Origin of the sequence: Pseudomonas quercus, assembly GCF_012033695.1 — a bacterium.
Classification (GTDB): domain Bacteria; phylum Pseudomonadota; class Gammaproteobacteria; order Pseudomonadales; family Pseudomonadaceae; genus Aquipseudomonas; species Aquipseudomonas quercus.
In genome coordinates, this window is sequence record NZ_JAAVJI010000005.1 from 47,291 (window position 1) to 62,716 (window position 15,426).

Annotated in this window: 12 protein-coding genes; 1 reads left to right on the forward strand and 11 read right to left on the reverse strand. The window is 60.9% G+C overall.

Going from position 1 to position 15,426, the window contains the following annotated elements; genetic code table 11:
- Positions 1–6: 6 nt before the first annotated feature.
- A complete protein-coding gene (gene argJ / locus HBH25_RS10700; RefSeq protein WP_168083906.1) occupies positions 7–1,224 on the reverse strand; it encodes a bifunctional glutamate N-acetyltransferase/amino-acid acetyltransferase ArgJ in 1,218 nt (405 codons plus the stop codon).
- A 105-nt stretch (positions 1,225–1,329) separates the two neighbouring features.
- A complete protein-coding gene (gene secA, locus HBH25_RS10705; RefSeq protein WP_168083907.1) occupies positions 1,330–4,071 on the reverse strand; it encodes a preprotein translocase subunit SecA in 2,742 nt (913 codons plus the stop codon).
- 274 nt (positions 4,072–4,345) lie between these two features.
- Here secA and HBH25_RS10710 point away from each other — a divergent pair, with 274 nt between their 5' ends.
- Entirely contained in the window at positions 4,346–4,855 is a 510-nt protein-coding gene (locus HBH25_RS10710; RefSeq protein ID WP_168083908.1) for a DUF721 domain-containing protein, read from the forward strand.
- A gap of 135 nt (positions 4,856–4,990) precedes the next feature.
- Here HBH25_RS10710 and lpxC read toward each other — a convergent pair whose 3' ends face one another.
- From lpxC to murD, 9 genes are all read right to left on the reverse strand, one after another.
- The gene (lpxC, locus tag HBH25_RS10715; protein WP_168083909.1) at positions 4,991–5,902 is read right to left on the reverse strand and encodes a UDP-3-O-acyl-N-acetylglucosamine deacetylase; all 912 of its coding nucleotides are present in this window, start codon (positions 5,900–5,902) and stop codon (positions 4,991–4,993) included.
- Between the two features lie 112 nt (positions 5,903–6,014).
- Positions 6,015–7,211 (reverse strand): cell division protein FtsZ, encoded by a 1,197-nt coding sequence (gene ftsZ, locus HBH25_RS10720; RefSeq protein WP_168083910.1) that lies wholly within the window; start codon positions 7,209–7,211, stop codon positions 6,015–6,017.
- Positions 7,212–7,257: 46 nt separating this feature from the next.
- A complete protein-coding gene (ftsA, locus tag HBH25_RS10725) occupies positions 7,258–8,517 on the reverse strand; it encodes a cell division protein FtsA (protein ID WP_168083911.1) in 1,260 nt (419 codons plus the stop codon).
- Positions 8,518–8,530: 13 nt separating this feature from the next.
- Positions 8,531–9,397 carry a cell division protein FtsQ/DivIB gene (locus tag HBH25_RS10730; RefSeq protein WP_168083912.1) on the reverse strand — a complete coding sequence of 289 codons (867 nt, stop codon included), beginning with the start codon at positions 9,395–9,397 and terminating at the stop codon, positions 8,531–8,533.
- A gap of 3 nt (positions 9,398–9,400) precedes the next feature.
- Complete coding sequence (locus HBH25_RS10735) at positions 9,401–10,360, reverse strand: D-alanine--D-alanine ligase (protein WP_168083913.1); 960 nt, start codon at positions 10,358–10,360, stop codon at positions 9,401–9,403.
- A complete protein-coding gene (gene murC / locus HBH25_RS10740) occupies positions 10,357–11,811 on the reverse strand; it encodes a UDP-N-acetylmuramate--L-alanine ligase (RefSeq protein ID WP_168083914.1) in 1,455 nt (484 codons plus the stop codon). The genes HBH25_RS10735 and murC overlap by 4 nt, the downstream gene beginning before the upstream one ends.
- Positions 11,804–12,874: an undecaprenyldiphospho-muramoylpentapeptide beta-N-acetylglucosaminyltransferase gene (gene murG / locus HBH25_RS10745; RefSeq protein ID WP_168083915.1), complete on the reverse strand. Its 1,071-nt coding sequence runs from the start codon at positions 12,872–12,874 to the stop codon at positions 11,804–11,806. The genes murC and murG overlap by 8 nt, the downstream gene beginning before the upstream one ends.
- A complete protein-coding gene (ftsW, locus tag HBH25_RS10750) occupies positions 12,864–14,078 on the reverse strand; it encodes a putative lipid II flippase FtsW (RefSeq protein WP_178088930.1) in 1,215 nt (404 codons plus the stop codon). The genes murG and ftsW overlap by 11 nt, the downstream gene beginning before the upstream one ends.
- Entirely contained in the window at positions 14,075–15,421 is a 1,347-nt protein-coding gene (gene murD / locus HBH25_RS10755) for a UDP-N-acetylmuramoyl-L-alanine--D-glutamate ligase (protein WP_168083916.1), read from the reverse strand. Before murD ends, ftsW begins: the two co-directional genes overlap by 4 nt.
- Positions 15,422–15,426 lie beyond the last annotated feature (5 nt).

A 15,426-nucleotide genomic window follows, 5' to 3' on the forward strand; every position in this document is an offset into this window, starting at 1 on the left:
CGCGGGTCAGGTGCGATATTCGGCGTTGATCTTCACATACTCGTGGGAAAGATCGGTTGTCCAGATCGTTTCGCTGCACTCACCGCGGCCCAGCTCGATACGGATACCGATCTCCGGCAACGCCATCACAGCACTGCCCTGCTCCTCGGTGTAGGTAGGCGCACGGCCGCCCTGGCTGGCAATACACACCTCACCCAGGTACACGTCGATCTTGCTTACATCCAGGCTTGGCACACCCGCGCGGCCAACGGCGGCCAAAATGCGCCCCCAGTTAGGGTCTGAGGCGAACAGGGCAGTCTTGATCAGTGGCGAGTGCGCAACGGCATAGCCTACATCCAGGCATTCCTGGTGGTTGCCTCCGCCATTGACCTGCACCGTCACGAACTTGGTAGCACCTTCGCCATCGCGAACGATGGCCTGGGCCACCTCCATGCACACCTCAAAGACAGCAGCCTTCAGCCCTTGGAACAATGGGCTTTGAGCGTCAGTGATTTCAGGCAGTGCAGCCTTGCCTGTGGCGACCAGCATGCAGCAGTCGTTAGTGGAGGTGTCACCGTCGATGGTAATGCGGTTGAACGACTTGTTCGCGGCATCGCGGATCAGGTCTTGCAACAGGGGTTGGGCGACCTTGGCGTCGGTAGCGATGTAGCCCAGCATGGTGGCCATGTTCGGGCGAATCATCCCGGCACCCTTGCTGATGCCCGTTACCGTAACGGTAACGCCGTCATGGGTGAATTGGCGGCTGGCGCCCTTGGGCAAGGTGTCAGTGGTCATGATGCCCGTGGCGGCGTCGGCCCAGTGGTGCTCGGACAGGTTGTCCAAGGCAGCTTGCAGCGCGCCTTCGATTTTTTCCACTGGCAGCGGCTCGCCGATCACACCCGTTGAAAAGGGCAACACGGCGCTTGCTGGCACGCCTGTCAGCCGCCCCAAGGCTTCGCAGGTACGCTCGGCCGCCAGCAGCCCTGACTGGCCAGTGCCAGCATTGGCATTGCCCGTATTGGTCAACAGGTAACGCACGGCACCGCCAGCACGTTGCTTGGCCAGGATCACGGGCGCCGCACAAAAGGCGTTAAGGGTGAACACGCCGGCCACGGTGCTGCCCTCGGCGCAACGCATCACTACCACATCCTTGCGCCCTGGCCGCTTGATACCTGCCGAGGCGATGCCTAGCTCGAAACCGGAAACAGGGTGCAGCACAGGCAAGGGACCAAGACCAACCGCCATGTAAGACTCCTTGTAAGGGGTAGCGCTGAAAAAGTAACGCCGCGATGGCAAGGCCAGTCGCGGCGTGATTCAACACGAAAAACAGAGATTATTCAAAGGTGCGTGTTATTCGATACGGCCATGGCAGTGCTTGAACTTCTTGCCCGAACCACACCAGCACACTTCGTTACGGCCCAGCTTCTGCTCGTTGCGAATGGGCGCCAAGGCCGCTTCCACAACACCTTCAGTGCTCTCCTCCAACACCTCGGGCTGGTCCAGGCCAGGTGCCTCGGCGTGACGGAACTCCATGCGCTGGGCCAGCTCCTCGGCCTCGCGGCGCAAGCGGGCTTCCTCTTCGGCCGGGTCTTCACGGCGTACCTGCACGTGGGACAGCACACGCAGGGTATCGCGCTTGATCGAATCCAGCAGTTCCTGGAACAGGGTGAAGGACTCGCGCTTGTACTCCTGTTTCGGGTTCTTCTGAGCGTAGCCACGCAGGTGAATACCGTGGCGCAGGTGGTCCATGGTAGACAGGTGGTCTTTCCATAGGTCGTCGATCACACGCAGCAGAATCTGCTTCTCGAACGTACGCAGGGCCTCGGCGCTGGCTTGGTCCTCTTTCTCGTTGTAGGCCGCCAGAATTTCAGCCATCAGGCGCTCGCGCAGGGTCTCTTCATACAGCTTGTCATCGTCGTCCAGCCACTGCTGGATAGGCAGTGTGACGGCGAAGTCGGCCTGCAAAGCGGCCTCGAGGCCTGGGATATCCCATTGCTCAGGCAAGGACTGCGGTGGAATGTGCTGGGACACGATGATGTTGAGCACTTCCTCGCGGAACTCGGCAATGGTGTCGCCAATGTTGTCCGCCGCCAGCAGGCTGTTGCGCATGTGGTAGATCACCTTGCGCTGCTCGCTGGACACGTCGTCGAATTCGAGCAGTTGCTTGCGAATGTCGAAGTTACGGCCTTCAACCTTGCGCTGCGCTTTCTCGATGGCGTTGGTCACCATGCGGTGCTCGATGGCCTCGCCGGACTGCATGCCCAGTGCCTTCATGAAGTTCTTCACCCGGTCCGACGCGAAAATACGCATCAGCGGGTCTTCCAAGGACAGGTAGAAGCGGCTGGAACCGGAGTCCCCCTGACGGCCAGCACGGCCACGCAGCTGGTTGTCGATACGGCGCGACTCGTGACGCTCGGACGCGATCACATGCAGGCCACCGGCTTCCAGCACCTGCTGGTGACGCTTCTGCCAGTCGGCCTTGATCTGGGCGATCTGTTCATCGGTGGGGTTTTCCAGCGCGGCCACTTCCACTTCCCAGTTACCGCCCAACAGAATGTCCGTACCCCGGCCTGCCATGTTGGTGGCGATGGTCAGTGCGCCAGGCCGACCGGCCTGGGCGATGATCTCGGCTTCCTTCTCGTGGTACTTGGCGTTGAGCACCTTGTGTTCGATGCCTTCCTTCTGCAGCAGGTTGGACATGTGCTCAGAGGTTTCGATGGTCGCGGTACCCACCAGCACCGGCCGGCCCGTGGCCATGCATTCCTTGATGTCAGCGATGATTGCGACGTACTTCTCTTCGGCCGTGAGGTACACCAGGTCGTTGAAATCCTTTCGGGCCAACGGACGGTTGGGCGGAATCACCAGAACAGGCAAGTTGTAGATTTGCTGGAATTCGAAGGCTTCGGTGTCGGCAGTACCGGTCATCCCCGACAGCTTGGTGTACAGGCGGAAGTAGTTCTGGAAGGTGGTAGAGGCCAGTGTCTGGCTCTCGGCCTGGATATTGACCCCTTCCTTGGCTTCGATGGCCTGGTGCAAGCCTTCGGAGAGGCGACGGCCCGGCATGGTACGGCCGGTATGCTCGTCGATGAGCAGAATGCCGCCGTCCTGCACGATGTATTCGATGTTGCGGTGGAACAGCTTGTGCGCGCGCAGGCCGGCATAGACATGGGTCAGCAAGCCCAGGTTGTGCGCCGAGTACAGGCTTTCACCTTCGGCCAGCAGGCCTGCCTGGGTCAGCATGTCCTCGATGAACTGGTGACCGGACTCGTTGAGCTCCACCTGGCGGCTTTTCTCATCGATGCTGTAATGGCCCTGCTGGGTCACCTGGCCTTCCACTTCCTCGATGTGCTGCTCAAGGCGCGGAATCAGGCGGTTGATTTCCATGTACAGGCGGGAGCTGTCCTCGGCCTGCCCGGAAATGATCAACGGGGTACGGGCTTCATCGATAAGGATGGAGTCCACTTCGTCGATGACGGCGAAATTCAACTCACGCTGGAATTTTTCGTCCAGGCTGAAGGCCATGTTGTCGCGCAGGTAATCGAAACCGAATTCGTTGTTGGTGCCGTAGGTGATGTCGGCGTTGTACGCGATGCGCTTGTCTTCCGGAGGCATGAAGGGCGTGACCACGCCCACCGTCAGGCCCAGGAATTCGTACAGCGGGCGCATCCAGTTGGCGTCGCGGCGCGCCAGGTAATCGTTCACGGTAACCACGTGCACGCCCTTTCCGGACAGCGCATTGAGGTACACCGCCAGCGTTGCCACCAGGGTTTTACCTTCACCGGTGCGCATTTCAGCGATCTGACCCTCGTGCAGGGTCATGCCACCAATGAGCTGCACATCGAAGTGGCGCATGCCCATGATGCGCTTGCCGGCTTCACGGCATACGGCAAAGGCCTCGGGCAGCAGGTCGTCGAGGGTTTCGCCTTTGGCGATGCGAGCCTTGAACTCGGGGGTTTTGGCACGCAGCTGTTCATCCGAGAGCGCGACCATCTTCTCTTCGAAGGCATTGACGTTGCCGACCGTCTTGAGCATGCGTTTGACTTCACGCTCGTTCTTGCTTCCAAAGAGTTTTTTCAACAAAGGCGCAAACATATCGGCTGGATCTTCCACACTTAGGGATGGAGGGCGGCCCCAAGGAGTCGCCCGAGCAGCCCTCATGGCCGCACGCGAACGAACATTCTACCCGGAAACGATGGAGAGGAAAGTGGCGACGCCACAATGCTGGCACAGCGCTTTTACGGGGCGGGTTTACAATAAGGCCTTTTTTTTCAACTTCAAGCGTCTGAAGCAAACGTCATGGCAATGTTCCTGACTTTCGTGCTGGCGGCCTTCTGTTAACATGCCAGGCCCACTGGAGACCGTAGATTTGGCCTTTCGCCCCCACCCTGCCCGCCTGCCTGCCACACTGCTGCGTGAGGCCCGGCCCCTCAAGGCACTGCTGAGCCAGGCGCAGCGCCTGGCGCTGGTCAAGCGGCTGCTGGATACCCAGCTGCAACCCGCCGCTCGCGCGCATTGCCAAGTGGCTAAATGGCGGGAGGGCACCTTGGTGCTAGTGGTTACAGACGGGCATTGGGCCACGCGCCTGCGCTACCAGCAGCGGCGGTTGCAGCAGGGCCTGAGCGGCATGCCTGAGTTCAGTGGCCTTTCGCGCATTCAATTCAAGGTTCAACCCAGCGTGGCGCCTCCACCTGTGGGTGCTGCTGGGCTGGACTTGTCTGACAGTGCGGCAGACAGCTTGCAGGAAACGGCCGAAAACATCGCCGACCCCAGCTTGCGGGCCGCTCTGGAACGGCTGGCCAGGCATCGGCGCCGGGGTGGCGGCCTAGCTGTAGGGCCGGTCGGAGCCACAGGCGGAGGCCGGGAACCTGCCGGATGAAGTGCCCAGCCCAGTTCGCAGGCTTCGCCAGCTCCCATAAGGCCCACGCGTAGTTTCCACAACGAACCTTCAGCCTTTGAATAAAAAAGGCCACCCGAGGGTGGCCTTGAAAGAACAGAGAGAGGAGGTTCGAACTTAAACCGCTGCAACCGGGCGCATATACGAGATAGGCGCGGTGCTGGCGTCTTCGAACGTGACCACTTCCCAGGCATCCTTCTGCTCGATCAACTTGCGCAGCAAGCGATTGTTCAGGGCGTGCCCGGACTTGAAGCCACGGAATTCGCCGATCAGGCTGTTGCCCAGCAGGTACAGGTCGCCAATGGCATCGAGGATCTTGTGTTTGACGAATTCGTCTTCATAGCGAAGGCCGTCTTCGTTCAATACGCCTTCCTTGTCCACCACGATAGCGTTTTCAACGCTGCCGCCGAGGGCCAGGTTGTGCTTGCGCAGGTACTCGATGTCGCTCATGAAGCCAAACGTGCGCGCCCTGCTCACTTCCTTGACGAAAGAGGTGCTGGAGAAGTCTACGCTGGCACTCTGGGTGCGATCCTTGAAGGCAGGGTGATCGAAATCGATTTCGAAACTGACCTTGAACCCATCGAAAGGCAGGAAAGTAGCGCGCTTGTCGCCATCTTCCACGGACACTTCATGAAGGATACGGATGAATTTCTTCGGGGCGTCCTGCTCTTCCAGGCCAGCCGATTGAATCAGGAACACGAAGGGGCCTGCGCTGCCATCCATGATCGGCACTTCCGACGCAGAGAGTTCGACGTAGGCGTTATCGATCCCCAGGCCGGCCATGGCCGAAAGCAAGTGCTCCACGGTGTCGACCTTGATGTCCCCCTGGATCAGGGTAGTGGACATGGTGGTTTCACCAACGTTTTCCGCACGCGCGGGAATCTGGACCACAGGGTTCAGATCGGTACGACAGAACACGATACCCGTGTTGACGGGCGCAGGCTTGAGGGTAAGGTAAACCTTTTCCCCGGAATGCAGGCCCACGCCGGTGGCACGGATAATGTTCTTCAGGGTGCGTTGTTTAATCATGGCAATGGCCGCTTCAGCGCTAGTTGCGAACTGGTATCAACAAAGGCTGGCGATAATAACAGACCCTGCCTTTGCTGAACACCAATCACCCTTATAGCCCTGATAAATTGCATTAATCGGCCTGGCGACGCAGGAAGGCCGGAATGTCCAGGTAATCCAGATCGTCGTTAGGGTTAAGCTTGGCGGCTGCAGCGGCACCGGCGTGGGCTTGGTTACGCATGACCGTTGGGCGTTCCAGGTCACGGTAGTTGACGGCTGCCTGGTCATTGCGAACCGGTGCAGGTGCCGGCGTTTGCTGGGCGGCTGCGGTGGATTGCAGGCCGTTGTCGATCACCTTGACCGGTTTTTCGATCTTGGCGCCCAAGCCAGTGGCAACGACGGTCACGTGCAGCTCGTCGCGCATGTCCGGGTCGATAACGGTGCCTACCTTGACCATGGCGTGATCGGACGCAAAGGCCTCGATGATGCTGCCAACGTCCGAGTATTCACCCAGAGACAGGTCTGGGCCTGCGGTAATGTTCACAAGAATGCCACGGGCACCTTGGAGGTTTACGTCTTCGAGCAGCGGGTTGCGAATGGCGGCTTCGGTGGCTTCACGGGCACGGTTCGGGCCACTGGCGCAGCCAGTACCCATCATCGCCATACCCATTTCGCTCATCACGGTACGAACGTCGGCGAAGTCAACGTTGATCATGCCTGGGCGCTTGATGATATCGGAGATACCGCGAACTGCACCGGCCAGCACGTCATCGGCCTTGGCGAAGGCCGACAGCAGGCTGGCGTCCTTGCCCAGGATAGTGAGCAGTTTTTCGTTAGGAATGGTGATCAGCGAGTCAACGCTGTCCGCCAGCATACGGATGCCTTCGTCGGCGATCTGCATGCGCTTGCGGCCTTCGAACGGGAACGGGCGAGTCACCACCGCTACGGTCAGAATGCCCATTTCCTTGGCCACTTCAGCGATGATTGGCGCAGCGCCTGTACCGGTGCCGCCCCCCATGCCGGTAGTGATGAAGACCATGTTGGTGCCCTGCAGCACTTCGGCAATGCGCTCGCGGTCTTCCATGGCAGCCTGGCGGCCCACTTCAGGGTTGGCGCCAGCGCCCAGGCCCTTGGTCACACCAGTGCCCAGTTGCAGAATGGTACGGGCCCCAATGTTTTTCAAAGCCTGGGCATCGGTGTTGGCGCAGATGAACTCAACGCCTTCGATGTTGCTTTTGACCATGTGATTGACAGCGTTGCCGCCGCCACCACCGACACCGATCACTTTGATGACCGGGCTTTGCGGAATGTTGTCTACCAGCTCGAACATATGCCCTCTCCTTTCAATCTCTAGTTTTATTCGCCTACTGCCGTTGTCAGAAATTGCCCTGAACCCACTTCTTGAGGCGTTCGAATACTGGCGCCTTGGGCTCATCCCCGTAATGAGTTTCACGGCCTGCCAGGCCGGTGAAGGTTACGCCCTCGGATTGCTTCTGCAGGCCATAGGTCAGCAGGCCTACGGCTGTCGAATAGATGGGGCTGCGGATAACGTCATCCAGCCCACGTACGGTGTGCGGCACGCCAAGGCGCACCGGCATGTGGAAAATTTCTTCAGCCAGCTCGACTGCACCTTCCATCTTGGCGGTGCCACCGGTAAGCACGATGCCTGCCGGAATGAGGTCTTCATAGCCACTGCGGCGCAATTCTGCCTGAATCAATGTGAACAGCTCGTCATAACGCGGTTCCACCACTTCAGCCAGGGCCTGGCGAGACAGCTCGCGAGGCGGGCGATCGCCCACGCTTGGCACTTTGATGGTTTCCCCGGCGCCTGCAAGTTTCGCCAGGCAGCAGGCGTAGCGGATCTTGATTTCCTCAGCGTACTGAGTTGGCGTGCGCAACGCCATGGCAATATCGTTGGTTACCTGATCGCCGGCAATGGGAATGACCGCCGTGTGACGGATGGCACCTTCGGTAAAGATGGCGATGTCCGTGGTACCGCCGCCGATGTCCACCAGGCACACACCCAGCTCCTTTTCATCATCGGTGAGCACCGAGTAAGCCGACGCCAGTTGCTCAAGAATGATGTCGTCGATTTCCAGGCCACACCGGCGCACGCACTTCTCGATGTTCTGAGCGGCGTTTACTGCGCAGGTTACCACATGCACCTTGGCTTCCAGGCGAACCCCGGACATGCCCAGCGGCTCGCGTACACCTTCCTGGTTGTCGATCACGTAGTCCTGGGGCAGCGTGTGCAGCACACGCTGGTCGGCGGGAATAGCCACGGCCTGGGCCGCGTCCAGTACACGCTCCAGGTCTGCCGTGCTCACCTCACGGTCGCGGATGGCCACGATGCCGTGGGAATTGAGGCTACGAATATGGTTGCCTGCTACCCCGACAAAGGCCGAGTGAATGCGGCAACCGGCCATAAGCTGGGCCTCTTCCACGGCGCGCTGGATCGACTGCACCGTCGATTCGATATTGACCACCACGCCTTTTTTCAGCCCACGCGAGGGGTGCGTGCCGATGCCCACGATTTCCAGGGTGCCATCGGCCGCGACTTCGCCTACCAGCGCCACCACCTTGGAGGTGCCGATATCCAGCCCGACGATCATTTTGCCGCTTTGCGCGTTTGCCATGTCCTGCCTCTTGTCAATTCTTCGCCACGGTCGGTACCGCTGGCGCCGCCGCGTTCGGATCGCGCCAGCCAACGGCTAGGCCGTTGGCATAGCGCAGGTCGACGCGGGCAATGTTCGTGATCTGGTCTTTAAGGGTCTTGTCATAAATGGCGATGAACCGGCGCATCTTTTCCACCAGATGGTCACGCCCCAGCAGCAAGTCGATTCCAGGGCCGGCACTGCCTGCACCTGTTGTCAAAAACCAGCTGCCGCGTTCACGCAATTCAAGCCGTACTATGGAAAAACCAAGAGGCCGGAGCATCTGGCTGAGTACTTGATACTGCTGCATGACCTGTTGCTGAGCACGCTGTGGGCCAAACAGCTGTGGCAGGTGCTCATAGTTGGCCAGTTCGCGTGGTGCGAACGCTTGGCCCTGATTATTCAGTAGCTGGGCCTCACCCCAACGGGCGATGGGCAATTGCTCTTCCAAACGAATCACTACCTGATCCGGCCATACGCGGCGCACTTCGGCATGGGCAATCCAGGGCATCTGCTCCAGCTCGGTTCGCATGCCGGTCAGGTCAATGCTGAAGAAACGGGCATTGGAGTAAGGTGCGATACGCTCCTGCACCGCCTGCTGGCTCACATAGCTGAGGTCGCCTTGCACGTTGATCTTCGAAATCGGGCGGTCCAGATAGGGCAAGGCGCGCTGCGTACCTTCGTAAGTCCCCGCCGCCAGCGCCAGCAACAGCAAGGGCCACATCAGCCGCTTGAGGAAGCCGCCCCCCCCGCCGGGCAGCCGCGCACGCCCAGGCTCCTTGGCAGCCATGCGGCTAGCACCGCGGGGCGGAGCCTTGCGGGCCGGCACAGGGGGCTGATGTCGAAGGTTCACGGCGCGCATGGGTTAGCCCCTCGCCTGCAATGAGTCGGCCAGAATGGACACTACCAGCTGCTGGAAATCCAGCCCGGCGGCACGCGCTGCCATGGGTACGAGGCTGTGATCAGTCATGCCTGGCGCGGTATTCACTTCCAGTAACCAGAAGGTGCCGTCGGCATCCTGCATCACATCCACCCGCCCCCAGCCGCTGACCCCAATAGCCACGCAGGCGCGCTGACACAACTCCATCAGCTCCTGTTCCTTTTCAGGGGCCAGGCCACAGGGGATGCGGTATTGGGTATCATTTGCCACGTACTTGGCGTCGTAGTCGTAAAACGTGTGGGGCGTACCCAAGGCGATCGCAGGCAGGACCTGGCCACGGAGAACGGCCACGGTGAATTCCGGGCCGTCTATCCATTGTTCGACCAGAACTTGCGAGTCATAGGCGCTGGCGTCTTTCCACGCGGCGACCAGTTCGTTGCTGCTGGTCACCTTCGCCATGCCGATACTTGAACCTTCATGGGCGGGTTTGACGATCAAAGGGAAGCCCAGTTCCGTAGCCGCCGAAACGCAATCGGCTTCGCTGGCCAGCACTGCATGGCGAGGGGTCGAAATTCCCTGGCTGTGCCACACCTGCTTGGTGCGTAGCTTGTCCATGGCCAAGGCTGACGCCAGGATGCCGCTGCCAGTGTAGGGGATACCCAGGCATTCAAGCAGGCCTTGCATGCTGCCATCTTCACCGCCACGGCCATGAAGAATGATAAAAGCGCGGTCGATCTTTTCGCGCAACAGCACGTGCAGCAGATCACTGCCCACATCGATGCCGAAGGCGTCTACACCTGCGGCCTGCAGCGCGCTCAACACCTGAGCGCCGGACTTGAGCGATACCTCACGCTCGGCACTGGTGCCGCCATACAACACAGCAACGCGGCCGAAGTCGCTGGGCGGGATGGTGGACTTCAGGCTCTCATAGGCACGGGCGTTCATTGGTTTTTCCCTAGGGTGGCAACTGCACCGGCAAACAACGGGCTTTTCAGCAACTGAGGCGCAATGGTGCCAACATCCCCTGCGCCTTGGCACAACAGGATGTCACCCGGGCGTAGCAAAGGCTTGACCACAGGTGCGATGTCCGTACCTCGCTCCACGTAGATCGGGTCCAACTGGCCACGCTGGCGGATGCTGCGGCACAACTGGCGGCTATCGGCGCCTGGAATAGGCTCTTCCCCGGCCGGGTACACTTCCATCAGCATGAGTACGTTGGCATCGGCCAGCACCTGCACGAAGTCATCGTACAGGTCGCGTGTGCGGCTGTACCGGTGCGGCTGATAGAGCATCACCAGGCGGCGCTCGGGCCATCCGCCCCGAACGGCCTGGATGACTGCAGACACTTCACGTGGGTGATGCCCGTAGTCATCCACCAGCATCACCGACCCACCGTCCACCGGCAGTTCGCCATACACCTGGAAGCGGCGGCCCACCCCTTGGAAGCAGGACAGCCCGGCCACAATGGCCTCGTCGCTGATGCCCTCGTCGGTGGCGATGGCAATGGTGGCCAGCGCGTTGAGTACATTGTGATTGCCCGGCATGTTCACCGACACGTCCAGCGGCTCGCGGTCGCGGCGCAGTACCGTAAAGTACGTTTGCATGCCGTCCTGCCGAAGGTTGATCGCCCGCACATCAGCGGCTTCGTGCACACCATAGGTCACCGTGGGCCGTGCGACCTGGGGCAGAATTTCCCGTACCACGGCATCGTCGACGCACACTACGGCCAGGCCGTAGAACGGCAGGTTGTGGAGAAACTCCACAAAGGTCTTCTTCAACTTGTTGAAGTCGCCTTCGTAGGTTTCCATGTGGTCGGCGTCGATGTTGGTGACAACGGCTACCAGCGGCTGCAGGTGCAGGAAGCTCGCATCGCTTTCATCGGCTTCGGCGATCAGGTACCGGCTGCCGCCCAGCTGAGCATTGGTGCCGGCTGCATTGAGGCGGCCACCGATCACAAAAGTTGGGTCCAGGCCACCTGCGGCGAATACCGACGCCAGCAGGCTGGTGGTGGTGGTTTTGCCGTGGGTGCCGGCCACAGCGATACCATGACGGTAGCGCATCAGTTCAGCCAACATTTCGGCACGGCGCACCACAGGAATGCGACGCTCAAGTGCAGTCGCCACTTCAGGGTTGCTGACGTTCACAGCACTGGACACTACCAGCACATCGGCGCGCGCAGCGTTTTCAGCGCGGTGGCCAATGAACACTTCCGCACCGAAATCGCGCAGGCGATTGGTCACGGCTGAGTCTTTCAGGTCTGAGCCCGATACCTGATAGCCAAGGTTGAGCAGCACCTCGGCAATTCCGCACATGCCCACCCCGCCGATACCTACGAAGTGGATGCGGCGGATGCGGCGCATTTCAGGTTGTGGCATGGCACGTTGGCTCTCAACCATGGGCCACCTCCAGGCACGCGTTCACAACGCTGCGGGTTGCATCGGGTTTCGCCAGGCGGCGGGCAGTCTCGGCCATGGTCACGAGTGTGTGCGGTTGCATCAAAACCTCTTCAAGGCGCGCGGCCAGTTCGGCGGCGCCGGTTGTTGCTTGCGGCATCACGAAGGCAGCGCCTTCACGGGCCAGAAATTCGGCATTGCGGCTCTGATGGTCGTCAATGGCGTGGGGCAAGGGTACCAGCAGCGAGGGCAAGCCAGCGGCAGCCAGCTCGCTGACGGTCAGGGCACCGGCACGGCAGATCACCAGGTCTGCCCAGGCATAGGCCTGAGCCATATCTGCAATGAAAGGCGCGACCTGGGCTGTAACACCAGCGGCCTTGTAGCGCTCGGCTGTCACGCCGTCGTGCACCTTGCCAGCCTGATGGAACACCTCTGGGCGCTCTGCTTCAGGCAGCGCCGCGAGCGCCATGGGGACCAGCTTGTTCAAAGGCTCGGCACCCAGGCTGCCGCCCATCACCAGCAGGCGCGCGCGGCGGCCTGCCAAGGGCTGGCGGGGGGTTTCCAGAAACAGTTCGGTGCGCACAGGGTTACCTGTGGTGCGGCGTTTGGCCGAGGCGGCGAAGGTCTGCGGGAAGGCTTCGCAGATACGGCTGGCCAAGGGGGCCAGCAGCCGGTTGGCGGTGCCAGCCACAGCATTCTGCTCGTGCACGATCACGGGTACCTGGCTCAGCCGTGCGGCCAGGCCGCCAGGCCCTGTGACATAGCCGCCAAAGCCTACAACGCACACAGGCTTCAGCTGCTTGATGATCGCGCGCGCCTGCAAAACTGACCTGGCCAGCATCAACGGTGCTTTGAGCAAGGCCAAGCGGCCTTTGCCCCGCAACCCGCTGGCCTGGATGGTGTGCAGCGTGATGCCCGCAGCCGGCACGAGTTCGTTTTCGATACCTCGAGGTGTGCCCAGCCAGTGCACAGCGTACCCACGCGCCTGGAATTCCCGCGCACAGGCCAGCGCCGGGAACACATGCCCCCCGGTACCACCGGCCATGATCAATACGTTACCGGGCATGACGTGGCTCCTCGGCAAAGTCCTTCTCGGTGAACTCCACCTCTTCGCTGCCCAGGTGCGTACGGCTTTCCCACTCGATCCGCAGCAACAGGCCCAGGCAGGCACAGCAGATCACCAGCGAGCTGCCTCCGTAGCTGAGGAACGGCAAGGTCAGGCCCTTGGTGGGTAGCAGCCCAACGTTTACGCCGATATTGATCAGGAACTGGCCGATCCACAGGAACGACAGACCGTAGGCCATGTACGCCGCAAAAAACTGCTTGGAGCGCTCGGCCCACAGGCCGATGTACATGCCGCGAATGCACACAAATACGAACAGGGCCACCGTGCATAGGGAGCCTACTACGCCCAGCTCCTCGGCCAGGACCGAGAACACGAAGTCGGTGTGCGCTTCAGGCAGGTAGAATTGCTTCTGGACGCTGTTACCCAGGCCTACGCCGAACCATTCACCACGGCCAAAGGCGATCAGCGCCTGAGTAAGCTGGTAGCCAGAGCCGAACTGGTCCGACCAGGGGTCAGTAAAGGTGATCAGGCGCGCCATGCGATAAGGCTGAGCCTGTACCAGCACAAAGACCGCGCCAACGGCCAGCACTACCATCAAGGCAAAGCGGAACAGCCCTACTCCCCCGAGGAACAGCATGGCCGCAGCCGCCCCCATCATCACCACGGTGGCGCCGAAGTCTGGCTCCATCAGCAGCAGCACGGCCATGGGCATCAGCACAATGAACGGTTTGAAGAAACCCATCCAGGTTTCGCGCACTTCGGTCTGGCGCCTTACCAGGTAACCGGCCAGGAAGATCACCACGAACACCTTAGCCAATTCCGAGGGCTGAACGTTGAACGCCCCGAAGCCGATCCAGCGCATGGAGCCGTTCACCTCACGGCCAATGCCTGGCACGATAACCATGAACAGCAAGCCGAACGCCCCTGCCAGCAGTATCCAGCCCATGCGTTGCCAGGTGGCGATAGGGATCAGCAGAGTGACCCCGCACGCCCCCAGGCCCAACACCAGATAGATCAGGTGGCGAACCATGTTGTAAAGGGTGTTACCGGTCTGGGCCGCCGCTACTTCAGACGACGCCGACGTGATCATCACCAGCCCTAGGCCCAGCAATGCCAGGCAACCTGCCAGCATGGGGAAGTCGATATCGATCCCACGGTTACCGATCAGCGGCGAGGGGTAAGGCTTGATGGCGTTGAAGATCATGCCAATGCCTCCACGGCTTGGGCGAACAGCCGCCCGCGTTCTTCATAGTTACGGAACATGTCCAGGCTGGCGCACGCCGGCGACAATAGAACGGCATCGCCTGGCTCGGCCAACTCGGCGCAACACCGGGCGGCGGCATTCAAATCGTTCACGTGCACTTTTACTACCTGTTCATCCAAGGCTTGCGCCACACGCTGGGCGTCACGGCCAATCAATACCACCGCCCGGCAATACCGGCTCACCGGTGCACGCAGGCCAGAAAAGTCGGCCCCTTTGCCATCGCCACCGGCCACCAGCACCAGCTTGCCAGCGATGTCGCTGCCCAGGCCCTCGATAGCGGCCAGCGCCGCTCCCACGTTGGTGGCTTTGGAGTCGTCGTACCAGGCCACGCCGTTACGTTCGCCCAGCCATTGGCACCGGTGTGCCAGGCCAGTGAAACCCCGTAGGGCTTCAAGCATGGCGGCCATGGGCAAGCCGGCGGCATGGCCCAACGCAAGGGCAGCCAGCGCATTGGCCTGGTTGTGTGCGCCACGGACCTTGAGCTCACTGACCGGCAGCAAGAGCGTTTGGCCAAAGGCGAGGTATTTGGCACCTGCCTCCTGGCGCAGGCCAAAGGCGTTCAAGTCAGGCACATCCAGCCCGAACGACCCTGCGCGCATGTCATCGCGCAGCAGCGGGCGCGTCAGTGCATCCTGCCGGTTGATCACCGCCTGGCGGGCACCGCGGAAAATCCGATGTTTCGCCTGGTGATAGCCTGGTATGCCGCTATAGCGGTCCATGTGGTCTTCACTGAGGTTCAGCACGGTGGCGACTTCGGCATTGAGCTGGTGGGTGGTTTCGAGCTGGAAGCTTGAGAGCTCGATCACGTACAGCTCCACGTCATCTGCCAGCAAGTCCAGCGCGGGCGTACCCAGGTTCCCGCCCACGGCCACGCGCTTGCCAGCCGCTTGCGCCATGTCACCTACCAGCGTTGTCACAGTGCTTTTGGCATTGGAACCGGTAATGGCAATGATGGGCGCCTTGGCATGGCGGGCGAACAGGTCAATATCACCGCTTAGCTTTACGCCTCGCAAGGCCGCCTCTACCAGGGCCGGCGTGGCTACTGTAAGGCCGGGGCTGACATACAATTCGCTGGCACGGCAGAGGAAATCCACATCCAGTTCACCGCAACGCACGTCCACATAGGGGAAGTCACGCTGCAAGGTCGCCAGCTCCGGAGGGTTCGCGCGCGTGTCGGCTACGGCAAAGGCAACGCCCTGCTTCGCCAGGAAGCGAACCAGGGACATGCCGCTCTTGCCGAGGCCGACAACGATGCGGAATTGATCGGAAGCGATCAGCGACACTATGG